Raw genomic sequence first — 14,912 nt, forward strand, 5'->3', positions numbered from 1 at the left:
GGATAAATCCTGACTCAATCAGGAATACAAAAGATGCCAAAATCAACAACAAAAACGAACAAATCCCTGCTCGCGCTGGCCCTGATGGCAGCCATTGGTGCCATGCCTTCTGCGACTTTCGCCCACAGCACCAGCCAACTCGCCACTGCCGCAGCAAGCAGCGCGGCGAATGCTACAGCGCCGAATGCCACAGCCACTGATGCAACAGCCCAGACGCCGTCAGCACAGGCCAATGCCCTGTTTGAAGAGCTGTTTATGGAAAGCGTGATGGCAAGCCCCATCGCCCAGACCATGATGGGGATCAAGGGCGCCGACTACGGCAAGTGGGATGAAATGAGCGAAGCGGCCGATGAGCGCGAGCTTAACCGCAGCAAAGCCCAGCTTGCGCGGGTAAAGGAGCTCGATGCCAGCAAACTCGACCCGCAAACCGCCCTGAGTCTTAAACTGCTGGTTCAGAAGCTTGAAAACGACATCGCCGATTACCGCTGGCGCCTGCACAACTATCCAGTCAATCAGATGTACGGCGTGCACTCAACCACGGCCTCTGTTTTGATAAACCAGCACCTTATCGCCAACGTGGATGATGCCAAGGCCTATATCAGCCGCTTAAATGGCGTGCCAAAGCGTTTTGCAGAGCTTAAGGACGCACTTGAGCTTCGCGCCGCCAACGGCATCATAGCGCCCAAATTCGTGTTCCCCCATGTGATTAACGACAGCCGCAATATCATCAAGGGCGCCCCCTTTGAAGATGGGCCGGACAGCACCCTGTGGGCCGACTTCAAGAAAAAAGTCGATACCCTCAGCATTGAGGCCAGTGAAAAAACTGCGCTGCTGGATGAGGCCAAAGCAGCGCTCATCAACTCGGTGAAGCCGGCCTATGATGAGCTTATCAGCTACGTTGAAACCCTTGAAAAACGTGCCGACAGCCGCGATGGCGTATGGAAACTGCCTGACGGCAATGACTTTTACAACAATGCCCTCAAGCGCACCACCACAACCTCCATGGATGCCATTGCCATCCACGAGCTGGGGCTCAAAGAAGTTGAGCGTATTCACGGCGAGATGCGCGCCATCATGAAGCAGGTCGGCTTTAAAGGCAGCCTCAACGACTTCTTCCTGTTTATGCGTAACGACAGCCAGTTCTACTATCCCGACACCGAAGAAGGCAAAGCCGCTTACATCAACGACGCCAAGGCGCTGATTGACAATATGTCATCCCGCCTCGATGAAGTGTTTGCCATCAAACCCAAGGCCGGACTGATTGTTAAACCGGTAGAGCCATTCCGTGAAAAAAGCGCCGGAAAGGCGTTTTACAGCCAACCAGCGCCCGATGGCAGCCGCCCCGGCACTTACTACGCCAACCTCTACAGCATGAAAGCCATGCCCAAATACCAGATGGAAGCCCTCGCCTACCACGAAGGCTTACCGGGGCATCACATGCAAATCGCCATCGCCCAGGAGCTTGAAGGCATTCCCAAGTTCCGCCGCTTTGGTAACTACACCGCCTATTCTGAAGGTTGGGGCCTGTATACCGAGTTTTTCCCCAAAGAAATGGGCCTGTATCAGGACCCTTACTCCGACTTTGGCCGATTGGCGATGGAGCTGTGGCGCGCCTGCCGCCTGGTGGTCGATACAGGTATTCACGCCAAGAAATGGACCCGCGAGCAAGGCATAGCCTACTACGTTGAAAACACGCCCAATGCCGAGTCAGATGCGGTGAAGATGGTTGAGCGTCATATCGTAATGCCATCACAGGCCACCGCCTACAAGGTGGGGATGAACGCCATTCTCGATATGCGCGCCTATGCGCAAAAATCGCTGGGTGATAAGTTCGATATCCGCCAGTTCCATACCCTGCTGCTGAAAAACGGCCCGCTGCCGTTGGATGTGCTTGAAAGCCAAATTCAGCAATGGGTTGCCGATACCAAGGCGGGTAAAACCAGTGCAGACAAGGCCGCCAGGCTGTAACTGATAAAGCTGGGCTGTAACTGATTGGGTGTTTTTGAGCTTCGGGCACGGGGCTTTTGACTCAGCGGCGCTGACGGTAATGACAGTCGGCGCCGCTGCCGCTAAATCAAACCAATCCCTGTCACTTACTCAAACCCTGGCCAGTTAACCAAATTCTGCACGAAAAAAAGCCACAACCTGAGTTGTGGCTTTTTTCCGAAGTCTGGCTTTATGCCGCTTCTCTTCTTGCCCTGTGTGCCGCTCGTTTGGTGGCGGCTTGTAGGGTACAGGGGCTGAAAATCTGTTCCATCAATTCTGCTGGTTCACTAAAAAATCACCCCGGCATGACGACCGGGGTAAACCAAAAACTAGGATGATGGTTTCAAAGCCGAACCGGTAATAAAGTTAACCTTGTCGGCATTGTATCGGGACTGCTTGCGCGGACCTGTGGCATGGCAGCTGAAGGGGTCATTTCCTCTGCCTCACCAAACTCAGATCATCCCAATCCAATTGACGACTATTGTATTAATCTAAGAACAGACCGCAATAGCCATCAGTAAAACTCCTTAAGCAAATACTAAAAAACCGGCCTGAAAGCCGGTTTTTAAAGTTATGCAATTTATTGTTTTTAAATTAATTTAAACCACTTCAACCGCAGAGATCACAGTTAGGTTCTAATTTAAGAACAATGAGTTTCGTTTTTCATCGACGCTCGGCGTACAAGTCCTGATATGGGTTGTCCCAGTAAGGCGGATTGCCGATGTGGTTCTTGATAAAGTCGATAAACGAGCTGACCTTGGGCGCCAGGTGTTTACGGCGCGGATACACAGCCTGCAGCGGCAGATGGTGGGTCAGCTGCCAGTCGCGCAGCAGCGGCACCAGAGTACCCTTTTTAATTTCATCTTCAAGCAGATAGCTTGCCAGATACACAACACCAAGACCGCTCACCGCCGCGGATTTAAGCGCCGGTGCGTTATCAACCCGGAAGTTACCCGAGACACCGATTTCGCAATAATCTTCGCCACGCTTGAACTGCCACACGCTGTGCTCATGCCACTCGCCGTGGTACACAAGGCAGTTATGGTCGACAAGCTGCTCAGGGCGGCTAGGCTCACCATGGCGGGCAATATAGTCAGGCGATGCAAGCAGCATAAACTGACACTTCATCAAAGGGCGCGCCACCATACCAAGCGGCAGTTGCTCTGACATGGTCAGCAGCAAATCCAGACCTTCGCTGACCACATCCACCTTGTGATCAAGCAAACTCACCTGCAGCTCAAGCTCAGGGTGTTTGGTCATAAATTCCGGCAAGGCAGGAATGATATGCATGGTACCGAAAGATTGGGAAATGCCCACCTTGAGCACACCACGGGTGGCATCGTTAAGGTTATGGACACTGGCCACCGCCTGATCGGCATCGCGCAGCAGCTCTTCGCCCTGCACATACAGCAAGTGACCGGCCTCGGTCAGACTTAAGCTGCGGGTAGTACGCTGGATAAGCTGAACGCCAAGCTTATGTTCCAAATCCGCCACCTGGGTACTCACCTTTGACTTGGAAATCCCGAGTTTCCTCGCCGCTGCGCTGAAGCTGCCCGCCCTGGCAACATGGGTGAAAATGGCAATGGGTTCTAACAGTTCTAACATGAAGGTGGCCTTAAGCTATGTTCAGCCTGCTCCCGCCCCAAAAGTTGCAGAAACAAACCAATGATAATCAATCAGATATACCAAAAAAGCACGTTAAGGTAGAGTCAGGATTACCCGGCCTGGCCGAGTTTTTTGTTATTTTTTAGCAGTATAACAAAATTGTGCCTTATGTCTCCAGTTGATAACCGGCGATAAAGGGCTAAGGAAGGTGCGAATAAGTCCCGTGCTTGCTCTGCGCGAGTTTACAGCGGATAGATACAAGGCACAGTTTGCAGCAAATGACCCAGCCCTTCCCGACCACCAAATAAAAAAAAGGCCCCGGGGATGGGGCCAAACGTTCAAGGAAGAACAGTCAGGGATGTCGCTGGTTGTGGTCGCTTTCACCCAAGGGTGCAGGCGCGGCCGGCCCGTATTAATACTGCTGTTTACGCGTTGCTTGCTGCTTAAACATTACTCGCTGATGCTGCTTGGTTTGCTGCTGCCAAGTGACAGTTTGGCAAGCTCAGGCACCTTGGCCTTCATTTCGCTTTCCAGCGCCAGCACGTTGTCAAAACCGTCGCACATCTTGTTGGCGCGGGCCTCAAGGCCCTGGGCCTGTGCATCCATTTCACGCTCAATCTGCTCGCCCATGGCTTCCATCTTCTTGCCAAAGGCTTCCATCTTGGCTTCGAAGCTCTCACCTTCAGAGGCGAGCATCTCGGTGCCGATGCGGATCATCAGGGTGCCCATGGAGTCCTGCACCAGGTTTTCGATTTCCTGCTCGAATTCTTTATCGAACACCGCATCGATTGAGCCGTCGGTCGCGCCTATGTAGTAACTGTCGCCGTTTTTGTGCATCACCTCATCGAGGCGCTCACTGACGTTACTCATCAGCTCGGACATCTTGGCGCTGGTCTCATCACCAAGGAGTGGCGTCAGCGCTGTGCCTACTGCTGTGCTTGCCAGCGTCATGGCATCCGAGACCAGTGCAACCACTTCAGGCACCTGGCGAGCCACGCTGTCGGCGTAGGCATCAACCAGCTCACGCTGCTCTGAGCTTAACGACACTTCTTTGCCATCAACAAACACCCGGCCCGGCTCGAAACGATAGGACTCAGTGCCCTTTTGGCTGAAGACCAGCTTTTTTGGCTCCAGATTGATGTCGTAATTCAGGTTCACATCACAGCTGGCGGCGCCAATTTCGGCGGCTTTGGCAGGTACAGCCAGGGTAACGCCAATCAGGGTTGCCAGGGCTACACAGCTAACGAGGTTCTTGGTCTTCATCGCATCTATCCTTGTTCGGTGATTTCTATAACCGGACATTGCGAAGAGCGTGCCACTTTTTTAATCATTTGATTATTAACAAATTAATAATTTATTCATGAATTATCTATGAACCATGGATGAAGCAGAAAAAGCCGATGTGTGAACAAAATCACTAAAATATGATTATTTTCACCAGTATTGCTACCGAATGATACGGCTTGCAGTAAGCGCAGGATGAAAACGAGAGGAAAACGGGAGAAAGCGAAAGGAAAGTGAGAGCAAAACAGGAGAAAGGCGGGAAAACACTTCCCCAAATGGGAAAAAGGATGGCCTAAGCCATCCCCAAATCAGAAAATCGAGCGGCCAAGCTCCATGGATAACAGCTCCAGCAGGCGGGTGCCCACCAAACTGTTGCCACTGGCATCAAGAGCCGGTGACCAGACACAAATCGCCATATCCCCCGGAATTACCGCAATAATACCGCCGCCAACGCCGCTCTTGCCGGGCAGGCCGACACGGTAAGCAAACTCACCGGCGCCATCATAAAGGCCGGATGTCGCAAGCAGCGCATTGAGCCTGCGGTTTTGTGTGGGGCTTATTACCTCGCGGCCATCCAGGGTCGAGCCCTTGTTGGCAAGGTAAATCATGGCGCGGGATAAATCGGCGCAGCTCATCGACAGCGAGCAATAGTGAAAGTAGCTTTTCAGCACCTTGTCCACGTCGTTGTGAAAGTTGCCGAATGACTTCATCAGATAGGCAATGGCGGCGTTGCGGGCACTGTGCTGATATTCGCTCGCGGCCACCACTTTATCGTAATTAACCGAGCCGTTGCCGCTTAACATCCGCACCACTTCCAACATCCGGTGCATGGGCGCACCAAGGCGGCTTTGCAGCATGTCGGCAATCACCAGCGCACCGGCATTGATAAAGGGATTACGGGGTTTGCCCCGCTCAAGCTCCACCTGTACCAGCGAGTTGAACGAGTGGCCGGACGGCTCTTTACCTACCCGCGCCCAGATCTCGCTTTCTTCATAAAGCATCATGGCGCCGGTAAGGCTGAACACCTTGGAAATACTCTGAATCGAGAAAGGCTCCTGCCAGTCTCCGGCACCTATGGTGGTGCCATCAAGGCTGGTCACGGCTATGCCAACCTTATGGGGAGAAACCCGGGCAAGGGCCGGAATATAATCCGCCACCTTGCCCTGTCCGAGCAGCGGCCTGACCTCGGCGACCAGCGCCTCGAGTAATGCCTGCTCAGGCATAAATTAACCCCACCAGAGGTCGTAAAGCTCGCTCACGTCCACGTCAGATACTGGCTGCGCGGCAAAAAACGCCTTCACGGCAGCGCGGTCTTCGTCGGTGCACTTGCCAATGGCCTGAGTGGCGATAATGCCTTCCCAGTCCTTATGGCCACCGCCGTGGAACCCCAGTTTGCGCGGCTCAATCACTTCGTCGATAAACTTATCCACCAGCGCATCGATATCTTCTTCACTCACGCTGTCGTTGAACACCCAGCGTACGTCGAATCCCAGTTCCTGAAACTCGTCCACGCGCAGTTTTTTACGCAGGCGACGGCTACGGTTTTTGGCCATGGTTATTCCCTCTTTTTTGGATGGATAAAAGCGCGGTTAAGGTTGATTATTCAACCCGTTCAAACATCAGATCCCACACACCGTGGCCAAGGCGATGGCCGCGGTTTTCAAACTTGGTCAGCGGACGATGATCCGGCCGTGGCACATAGTCATTGGTTTCAGACTGATTTTTATAGCCTTCAGCAGCCTGCATCACTTCCAGCATGTGCTCGGCATAGTTTTCCCAATCGGTGGCCATATGGAACACACCACCGATTTTGAGTTTGCGGCGCAGAAGCTGCACAAACTCGCCCTGCACGATACGGCGCTTGTGGTGACGCTTTTTGTGCCAGGGGTCAGGGAAGAACAGCTGCACCCGGGCAAGCGAGCCATCGGCGATGGCGTTTTCCAGCACTTCCACCGCATCGTGGTGGTATACGCGCAGGTTATTGATGCCGGCGTTACCGGCTTCGCCCAAACAGGCGCCAACGCCCGGTTTGTGCACTTCAACGCCGATAAAGTTAAGTTCAGGCGCATTGGCGGCCATTTCAACCAGCGAAGCACCCATACCAAAGCCGATTTCCAGCACAGTATCGGCGCTGCGGCCAAACACGGCGGTAAAATCCAGCGGCTCTGGGCTGTATTCAAGCCCCATGGTGGGCCAGAAGCTTTCAAGGGCCTTGGCCTGGCCTGTGGTCAGACGGCCTTCGCGCAGAACAAAGCTGCGGATCTTACGCAGATACACGCCATCTTCATTAAATTCTGCGGTAGTTACTTCACTCATTTCAGCCTCGCATCTGTCCGAAGTCCAAGCCCTTGCAGGCTCTGGAGCGCTGACATTTAAAACACTATTCAAAAAGGAAGGGGCATTATCCAAAGTTATCCTTTGAGCGCAAGCCCCGAAGCTGAAAAAGTATACCAGCAGCGCCCTTATCTGGCAGCCTGATTTACCACAGCAGTTACGCACCATAGCAAGCCGCCTGTTTTGGCGGCATTTGCCTGCTTGTCCCGCGCCCGGCCTGAGGCTACACTGCCGCCCACCATCACCCGTTTACCCAAGCCAATGCCAGAAACACAATCAAGGGCGACCTTTTCCGAGCGCATTATCCGTTGGTACGACCAACATGGCCGCAAAAGCCTGCCATGGCAGCAGCAAAAAACGCCCTACAAGGTGTGGGTGTCTGAAATCATGCTGCAGCAAACCCAGGTGGCGACCGTTATCCCCTACTTCGAGCGCTTTATGGCCCGCTTCCCAACGGTCAGGGATTTGGCCGATGCCCACGAAGATGAAGTGCTGCACCACTGGACCGGCCTTGGCTACTACGCCCGCGCCCGCAACCTGCATAAGGCAGCAAAAATCATCCGCGATGAGCACGGCGGCGAGTTTCCGACCATGTTTGATGCTGTGCTGGCGCTGCCCGGCATTGGCCGCTCCACCGCAGGCGCCGTTTTATCGCTCTCCCTCGGGCAACATCACCCAATTCTGGATGGCAATGTAAAGCGGGTACTCGCCCGCCACGGCGCCATTGAAGGCTGGAGCGGTGAGAAAAAGGTCGATACCGCCCTTTGGCAGCTCACCGAGCGGCTCACCCCCAAAGACGATATTCAAAAGTACAATCAGGCCATGATGGATATGGGCGCCAATATCTGCACCCGCAGCCGCCCAAAATGCGCCGAGTGCCCGGTTGCCATCGACTGTAAGGCGCAGCTTTCAGGCCGCCAGAGCGAGTTTCCCGGCAAAAAGCCGAAAAAGACCATACCCGCACGCGAAGGCTGGATGCTGGTATTGCAGCACTCGGATACAGTGCAGCTTATCAAGCGCCCACCCAGCGGCATTTGGGGAGGGCTGTGGTGTTTTCCGCAGTTCGACAGCCGCGATGCCCTTATCGCCTTTGTCGAGGCCCGTGGCTTTGATGCAGCAAACCTTAGGCCGCTCGATGGTTTTCGCCACACCTTCAGCCACTTCCATCTGGATATTCAGCCGCTGCAGCTTAAGCTTGGCGCCGCGCAATCGGCGGCAGTTATCATGGAAGATAACCTGAGTCTCTGGTATAACCTCCTCCAAGGCGAAACACTTGGGCTTGCCGCCGCCACCGAGCGCATTCTGGCGAGCCTTGTCAGCGAACTTAAGCAAGAATCCGGCGGCAACAGCACCGCCAACAAGGAGTAAAACATGGCCCGTACAGTTCAGTGCGTGTATCTGGGGAAAGAAGCCGACGGTCTGGATTTCCAGCTCTATCCCGGCGAGCTTGGCAAACGTATTTTCGACTCCATCAGCAAACAGGCCTGGGGCGAGTGGCAGAAAAAGCAGACCATGCTCATCAACGAGAAAAAGCTCAATATGATGAACGTGGAGCACCGCAAGCTGCTGGAAGAGCAGATGCAACTGTTCCTGTTTGAAGGCAAAGATGTGCAGATTGAAGGTTACGTACCACCGAAACCTGAATGATCCGGATGGATCATTGGCATCTTTTTTAAGGCCCTTGGGGGCCTTTTTGCTATCTGCGATAGCGGGCTGGTTTGGGTTCTGCTTTGGGTTTGGATGCAGGTGGCATCCTGCGGGATTTGCTGAGTGCGTCGCTTTGCAAGCGACTGGAAATCGAAGGCTTCCATGCTTCACCTGAAGAAATGGGCTGATAGCTACCCGCATAAGCGGCCCGTAAGAGCTGAGGTTGTCGCTTTGCAAGCGACTTAAGATCGTGGAGCTTCGCCCCACACCCGACCAAGAGGGGATCTACAGCAATCCCCTCTTGGATCTCCCCTGCCGCCCCAGACGAAGCCGGGCACTTTGGTCTTATGGGCTGAAAACGGCCACCGCGACCGACTCGCTCCTGCTCGACGGTCTCTGTCTCGGCATCCATGCCTCGACTTACCCGTTTCACTCAGCCCAACTACCAAAGCGGCTTCGATGGGGGAATGAGCAGGTGCAACCTCCAAGTGAAGAGTTGTGCCTGCCCTATCTTTCTTCTGCAAGTGAAGTGTTAAACCTATCCGTTGGTTTTAACCTGGAAGTCCCACGCTTCTCGAATAGATTCAACGCATGGCTTGAATCTTGACATATGTCGAATGCATACCACAGGCACCCTTCTGCCAGCTATCTGCGACATGAATGAAAATGTATTGTAATAACGGCTTCTGTTGGATTGATAGATTTCACCGACAGCAAAGCGCTTACGCAAAACACTGGCAGCCGACAAATCATTGAGGCTATTGCTATATGCGAGGATTAAATCTGGCTTGAACTCTGCAATTGTCACCTGTTCAAAAAAATCTAAAGACCTGTCAACAAGAACGTCTACCCCACTGAAACCGACTGCTTTTGCTTTTTTCTTAACCGCCGCGGCATTCTCAGAACACAACAGAATAGCATTTGTGTAAACCGTGGAGCTGCTACTAAATCCCAGCTCTTCTGGCAGTGCAAGAAGCCGTTTTGGCAATGTAGTCGATAACCAAGCCCCCTGCGCTCCGTTAATGACATTGGACTCTAAAGGGTTTGCCTTTCCATGTTGCACTGCCGAAAGATTTGTCCATTCAAGATCAGCGTCGGAGCCGTTAAAGCCGACAACTACAAGCCTTTGGTCACTGGCATTACATTCCAATACCGAATGAGCGCAGTCATAAGGTCTGGAATTTAATTCCGCTAATCCAAGCTCAACTAATTTCTGCTCAATTTTTTTATAAATATCCATATCATCAATAAATTTAATCACTCAACCGAGTGGCAGTTAAACAACCAGCAATCCGGATTTATAGCCGTAGTAAATCCAGCCCTGCACAACGAATACAGTTATATAAAATCAATACGTATCAGACCTTTAAGGGTGCTTCAACTTGCATTGTTCTGTATTGGGCGGAGGCTGCCATCCTGATCTACCACCGTAGTCACAGGAGTGAAAACACCCACCACCCGTAACAATCGTGTTTCCGCTTTCATCGACCCAGCGGAACTTTCCGTTTGTCAGACAAGTGACAAAGCACTGATCGTTCTTCTCACAGCGTTGGCGTAACAAATCAAGAAAACACAGCTCACTGGCATTAAGTTTTACCCCCTCCTTAATCGGAGCATCGCAGCGATTAGCTTGCCCCTCAGCACAGGCAAAACCACTAAAAATAAGGAGAAAAAACATAAAAACTGGCAATCTTATTCGCATGATATTTTTAAACTATCCTGTCGTTATTGCATGAAACCCCAAAGAGCACGTTGCAGGAAGCAAGGCATAAGGCCTATGGCCGCCACGCGGGGGTAAAAGCGGTGCCACCGGCATGTGAAGAGATGTGCCAGTCCTCACTCTTCGGTGCAACCTTCAAGTAAAGAGTTGCCTGTCCTATCTTTCTTCCAACACGCTCAGCGGCACCGAAGGGGCTCAAAAAGCGGTGCTACCTGCAGGTGAAGAATTGTCCATGTCCCCAATCTTACCATTATGCCTATCTCCAATCTGACACCCTTTCTTGGCGTAAGAAATATTGACGGAATGCCACTAAAACTTGCTATAACCGTAATAGTCTTCTAATCGCTTCTATAGTAAGTGCAGATAGTAACGCAAACTGAATATCGGTTGTTGCTAGGAATACCAATAAATCTATTGTTATATTGAAAACAAGCCAAAATAGATCATAAACCCTTCTCAACGAAATAAACTGATAAAATATATTTTTCCTTGCTCTAAACCGAGTTCGAGAACAATCAATAGTTTTTGACTCATCATTTACACATGGTTCTCCAACCGGAACTAGGATTAAGTAATGCAAGAAATGTTTATAATACAACAGCTCAATTATTTTATTTCTGAGAAGATTGGTTATTAAACCCGCTGGAATATGCAGTGTAAGATGCAATTCATTTCCATATTCTGTGCTATCTTCTTTTATCAGCGTTTTATAAGGCGAGACAGAGCCAGTAGTAAGAAAACTTTCCAACAGTTCTGTACCAACAACCATCTCCACTATCGTCAGAACAAACCACTTCCAAAGAGATATTTCTTTCTTTAACTCTGGACTTCGAAAACATACTAACCTTAGATAACTTTCTGTTCGTCCTTTTGCACTATCGATTACTCTATAGTCTTTAGTCATAGTTACTAAAAATCCAAAGTGAAGGTATACAGCGAGCGTTAGAGAGTCCAATCAACGGGCCCAGCCAACGATTCCAGCACCGAAGGTGCGATGCTAAATTTCGTTGTTATTTCTGATTGAATTAAATACTTTAGCTAAATGAGTGGAATAGTAATCAGCATTGCGTTCAACAAATTCTTGAAGAGAGTGATGGCTATCAAAAGATAAAGTTTTTTGTTGAGATTTGAGCTCAGTTATGGCGACATCGTAGTACTCGCAGATGCATTTAAACGCAATACCAAAATCAGGGACAATAGATATTTTCACTGGGTCTATGTACGCCACTCTTTGATCCCTAAAGTCTCTAAGTTATTTCCAGTGATTATCCCATTCAGCTTGATCCATAGATAGCCTATTCTGGATTTTTGATTTGAAATCTTCATGGTCAATAAGAACATTTTTAAAGTGAAGATCATCCTTGTTATTACCAAATAGGTGAGACCAATTAAGTAATGCAATGTCAAAGAAATTATTACATATCAAAATAGGTAGAGTGCCAGGCACATTTTCATACTTTAGCGATTCAAGCCAGCAAAAATGTTGCCTCGCAAACGCCTGAGCTACTAACGTAACTCGTTTTAATTTTGTCGAATCCACATCGGCAGCCTTATAAAAAATTAACGCATTGTTCAGGATGCACAACGACTACAACACCTAAACACGCTCTCTATAATTTAATTTTCCCAACTTGTTGGATAGACATATCCATTCGCTTTAAATAGTTTCTCTTTGACTGCACGCACATAAGAAGCTTCGATACCTATTCCGTTACCCTGTATTTCCTTTGCATATTCTTTGGCTTCTCCAAATATATCTAATGGATTTGATGCACCAGGGTACATGGGGGAATTTGAATCCGGCTCTCTCGTGAGAAGTTCCGTACATAATCGGCTAATATAATCCCTTCTCCTTCTTGCTATTTCGACAATAGTAGAACTTTTTTGTGTCTCATAAGGTGCTAAACTTATCTTTTCAAGCCAATCAGCCTGACCAGCGATAGCGGCAATAATTCTATCGTTTGTCATGAATTTTGGATCTTCAAAACTCCTGCGTCCTCCGAACAGTTTGAAAACCAAAAAGAGACTTACTACAACAATGACTGCCAGTACAATCGGATCCATTTTTTCTCCTTGAAGCCTAACACTCGTATCGTGAACATGCGCATGATGTGCGCTCGCTTTGTTTCGCACCGAAGAAAATCAGAACACGCGAAACTCTTTCACCACAGCCTCCGCTTGGCGCTTCGGCTGCTGCTGAGCGACAAACCAAGCGGCAGGCAAAAAGCCAGAAGCGGCGGCTTCAAAAAGTCCAAAACTAGGGAATGGGGGCGCGAAATGCGGGGCAAATCCCTTTGAAAGCGTATCGGATCGGCGGCCATCATCCCTAATCAGCACCTCGGTAAGCATTAAGAAGACACTGCTCTTCATTAATAAAGACACCGCTCTTCATTAATAAAGACACAGCTCTGGTTGCAGAGTTATATCAGTGACTTCTTAACCTTTGTTTTAGTTGAAAATTAACAAATTTCACTCAATGGACCGATACTACCGTATGACGTTTTAACCGGCAAGCGAAACTCGGCAAGATCGGAGTCTGGTGCCATGGCGCGATCCTCAGAAAATCACCTGAGCAAACCGGCGCCATAAAAAATGGCAGCCGGAGCTGCCATTTTGATTTGATTGTTCACAAGCCTGTATCAGCGCCTGTTTAGGGGTTCGTCATCCCGGGTGTCGTCGGGCTCGAAGGCATGGCCTGTTTGCTCGCGCATCAGGTTGATTTCGGCGCGGTTCTCAACCCAGTAGTCGGCGTTTTTAATGCCGAGTTTCTCAGGATGGAACACAGGGTCTTCACCCTTGCTCTTTTGTGCTTCGTAGTCGCGAAGGGCAACCAGCGCGGGCTTTTGCAGCAGCAGGATGGCGCCTATGTTAAGCCAGGCCATCAGCCCTACGCCTATATCGCCCATGCCCCAGGCCAGATCGGCGGTTTTCACAGTGCCGTACACCACAGAGCTCATCAACGTAAGCTTGAGCAAAAAGTTAAGCCATGGGCGGTTAACCTTGCGGTTAATGTAGGCCACGTTGGTTTCGGCAATGTAGTAGTAAGCAACTATGGTGGTAAAGGCAAAGAAGAACAGCGCCACGGCAACAAACATGCTGCCAACGCCGGGCATCATGCTTTCCATGGCGGTTTGCACATAACCCGGGCCTGCAGCAACGCCCTGAATGCCGGTGTAAAGCGCCGCGCCATCTGGCCCTTCAACGTTATAAAGGCCGGTGATAAGCAGCATAAAGCCGGTGGCAGAGCACACAAACAGGGTGTCGATATACACAGAAAACGCCTGCACCAGCCCCTGCTTGGCAGGATGGCTTACGGCCGCAGCCGATGAGGCGTGTGGGCCTGTGCCCTGACCTGCTTCGTTTGAGTAGATGCCGCGCTTAACGCCCCACATCACAGCAAGGCCGAGGATGGCGCCAAAACCGGCTTCAAAGCCAAAGGCGCTTTTGAAGATAAGCATCAATACGCCGGGCAAGGCACTGATATTAAGCGCAATAATCACGCAGGCCACGATAATGTAACCGAGCGCCATAAAGGGCACCACGGTACTGGCAAACTGGGCGATACGCTTAACGCCGCCGAAGATAATAAAGCCCAGCAGCAGCGCAAGGGATGCGGCGGTTACGTTGGGGTTGATATCAAAGGCGGTTTGCAGACTTGAGCCGATGGAGTTTGCCTGCACGCCCGGCAGCAGCACGCCGCAGGCAAAAATGGTGGCAATGGCAAACAGCCAGGCGTACCACTTCATGCCAAGGCCTTTTTCGATATAAAAGGCCGGGCCGCCGCGGTATTCGCCGTTAATTTTTTCTTTGTAGATTTGACCCAGAGTCGATTCGACGAAGGCGGAGCTGGCACCCAGAAACGCCACCATCCACATCCAGAACAGCGCGCCCGGGCCGCCGAAGGTGATGGCGGTGGCCACACCGGCGATGTTACCTGTACCCACGCGGCCAGCCAGGGTCATGGACAGCGCCTGAAACGAGGACACGCCGGCCTCATTGCCCTTGCCCTGAAACATCAAGCGGATCATTTCGCTTAAATGGCGCAGCTGCAAAAAACGGGTCCGCAGGGAGAAGTAAAGACCCACGCCAAGGCACAGATACACCAGGGCGGGGCTCCAGATAATACCATTGACGGTATTGACCAATTCACTCATGTACAACGACTCCTCTTGTTATATTTGGTATCAGGACCGGACAAGGTGGCTGCCGTCTAATTCCATTTTTATTAAGGGATTACAATTCCAAAATTCAACAATCCCGCAATCTCGCATTGGCTCGAGTCGAGGCTTAAGTCGGGGCCAGTCTCGGGACTTTTGTCTGGGCTTTGTCGGGGCTG

13 protein-coding genes are annotated in these 14,912 nt (G+C 51.0%); 3 read left to right on the top strand and 10 right to left on the bottom strand.

From position 1 onward, the window contains the following. The first annotated feature begins 33 nt into the window (after nucleotides 1–33). Nucleotides 34–1,968, top strand: coding sequence for a DUF885 domain-containing protein (locus KJI95_RS01980; RefSeq protein WP_214505490.1), 1,935 nt, complete (start codon nucleotides 34–36; stop codon nucleotides 1,966–1,968). 681 nt (nucleotides 1,969–2,649) lie between these two features. Here KJI95_RS01980 and KJI95_RS01985 read toward each other — a convergent pair. The 5 genes from KJI95_RS01985 to trmB all read right to left on the bottom strand — a co-directional run bounded on the left by KJI95_RS01985 (nucleotide 2,650) and on the right by trmB (nucleotide 7,191). Beyond that, nucleotides 2,650–3,591, bottom strand: a complete 942-nt coding sequence (locus KJI95_RS01985) for a LysR family transcriptional regulator (protein ID WP_214505491.1) — start codon at nucleotides 3,589–3,591, stop codon at nucleotides 2,650–2,652. Between the two features lie 450 nt (nucleotides 3,592–4,041). Then, nucleotides 4,042–4,854, bottom strand: coding sequence for a YggN family protein (locus KJI95_RS01990; protein WP_214505492.1), 813 nt, complete (start codon nucleotides 4,852–4,854; stop codon nucleotides 4,042–4,044). A 329-nt stretch (nucleotides 4,855–5,183) separates the two neighbouring features. Then, a complete protein-coding gene (gene glsB / locus KJI95_RS01995; RefSeq protein WP_214505493.1) occupies nucleotides 5,184–6,098 on the bottom strand; it encodes a glutaminase B in 915 nt (304 codons plus the stop codon). 3 nt (nucleotides 6,099–6,101) lie between these two features. Further along, nucleotides 6,102–6,428 (bottom strand): YggL family protein, encoded by a 327-nt coding sequence (locus KJI95_RS02000; RefSeq protein WP_214505494.1) that lies wholly within the window; start codon nucleotides 6,426–6,428, stop codon nucleotides 6,102–6,104. A 46-nt stretch (nucleotides 6,429–6,474) separates the two neighbouring features. Then, nucleotides 6,475–7,191, bottom strand: coding sequence for a tRNA (guanosine(46)-N7)-methyltransferase TrmB (gene trmB / locus KJI95_RS02005; RefSeq protein ID WP_214505495.1), 717 nt, complete (start codon nucleotides 7,189–7,191; stop codon nucleotides 6,475–6,477). 279 nt (nucleotides 7,192–7,470) lie between these two features. Here trmB and mutY point away from each other — a divergent pair, with 279 nt between their 5' ends. Together mutY and KJI95_RS02015 are read left to right on the top strand one after the other, a co-directional pair. Further along, nucleotides 7,471–8,577 (top strand): A/G-specific adenine glycosylase, encoded by a 1,107-nt coding sequence (gene mutY, locus KJI95_RS02010; protein WP_214506165.1) that lies wholly within the window; start codon nucleotides 7,471–7,473, stop codon nucleotides 8,575–8,577. A 3-nt stretch (nucleotides 8,578–8,580) separates the two neighbouring features. Next, entirely contained in the window at nucleotides 8,581–8,856 is a 276-nt protein-coding gene (locus KJI95_RS02015) for an oxidative damage protection protein (protein ID WP_214505496.1), read from the top strand. Nucleotides 8,857–9,394: 538 nt separating this feature from the next. On the opposite strand, the gene KJI95_RS02020 is transcribed toward KJI95_RS02015, so the two are convergent. From KJI95_RS02020 to KJI95_RS02040, 5 genes are all read right to left on the bottom strand, one after another. Further along, entirely contained in the window at nucleotides 9,395–10,096 is a 702-nt protein-coding gene (locus tag KJI95_RS02020) for a hypothetical protein (protein WP_214505497.1), read from the bottom strand. Nucleotides 10,097–10,895: 799 nt separating this feature from the next. Continuing rightward, nucleotides 10,896–11,480, bottom strand: a complete 585-nt coding sequence (locus KJI95_RS02025; protein WP_214505498.1) for a hypothetical protein — start codon at nucleotides 11,478–11,480, stop codon at nucleotides 10,896–10,898. Between the two features lie 713 nt (nucleotides 11,481–12,193). Next, a complete protein-coding gene (locus KJI95_RS02030; protein ID WP_214505499.1) occupies nucleotides 12,194–12,640 on the bottom strand; it encodes a hypothetical protein in 447 nt (148 codons plus the stop codon). A 78-nt stretch (nucleotides 12,641–12,718) separates the two neighbouring features. Next, entirely contained in the window at nucleotides 12,719–12,958 is a 240-nt protein-coding gene (locus KJI95_RS02035; RefSeq protein WP_214505500.1) for a hypothetical protein, read from the bottom strand. Between the two features lie 257 nt (nucleotides 12,959–13,215). After that, entirely contained in the window at nucleotides 13,216–14,730 is a 1,515-nt protein-coding gene (locus tag KJI95_RS02040) for an alanine/glycine:cation symporter family protein (RefSeq protein ID WP_214505501.1), read from the bottom strand. Between the last annotated feature and the right edge of the window lie 182 nt (nucleotides 14,731–14,912).

It is taken from the genome of Shewanella jiangmenensis (assembly GCF_018596335.1).
GTDB classification, from domain to species: domain Bacteria; phylum Pseudomonadota; class Gammaproteobacteria; order Enterobacterales; family Shewanellaceae; genus Shewanella; species Shewanella jiangmenensis.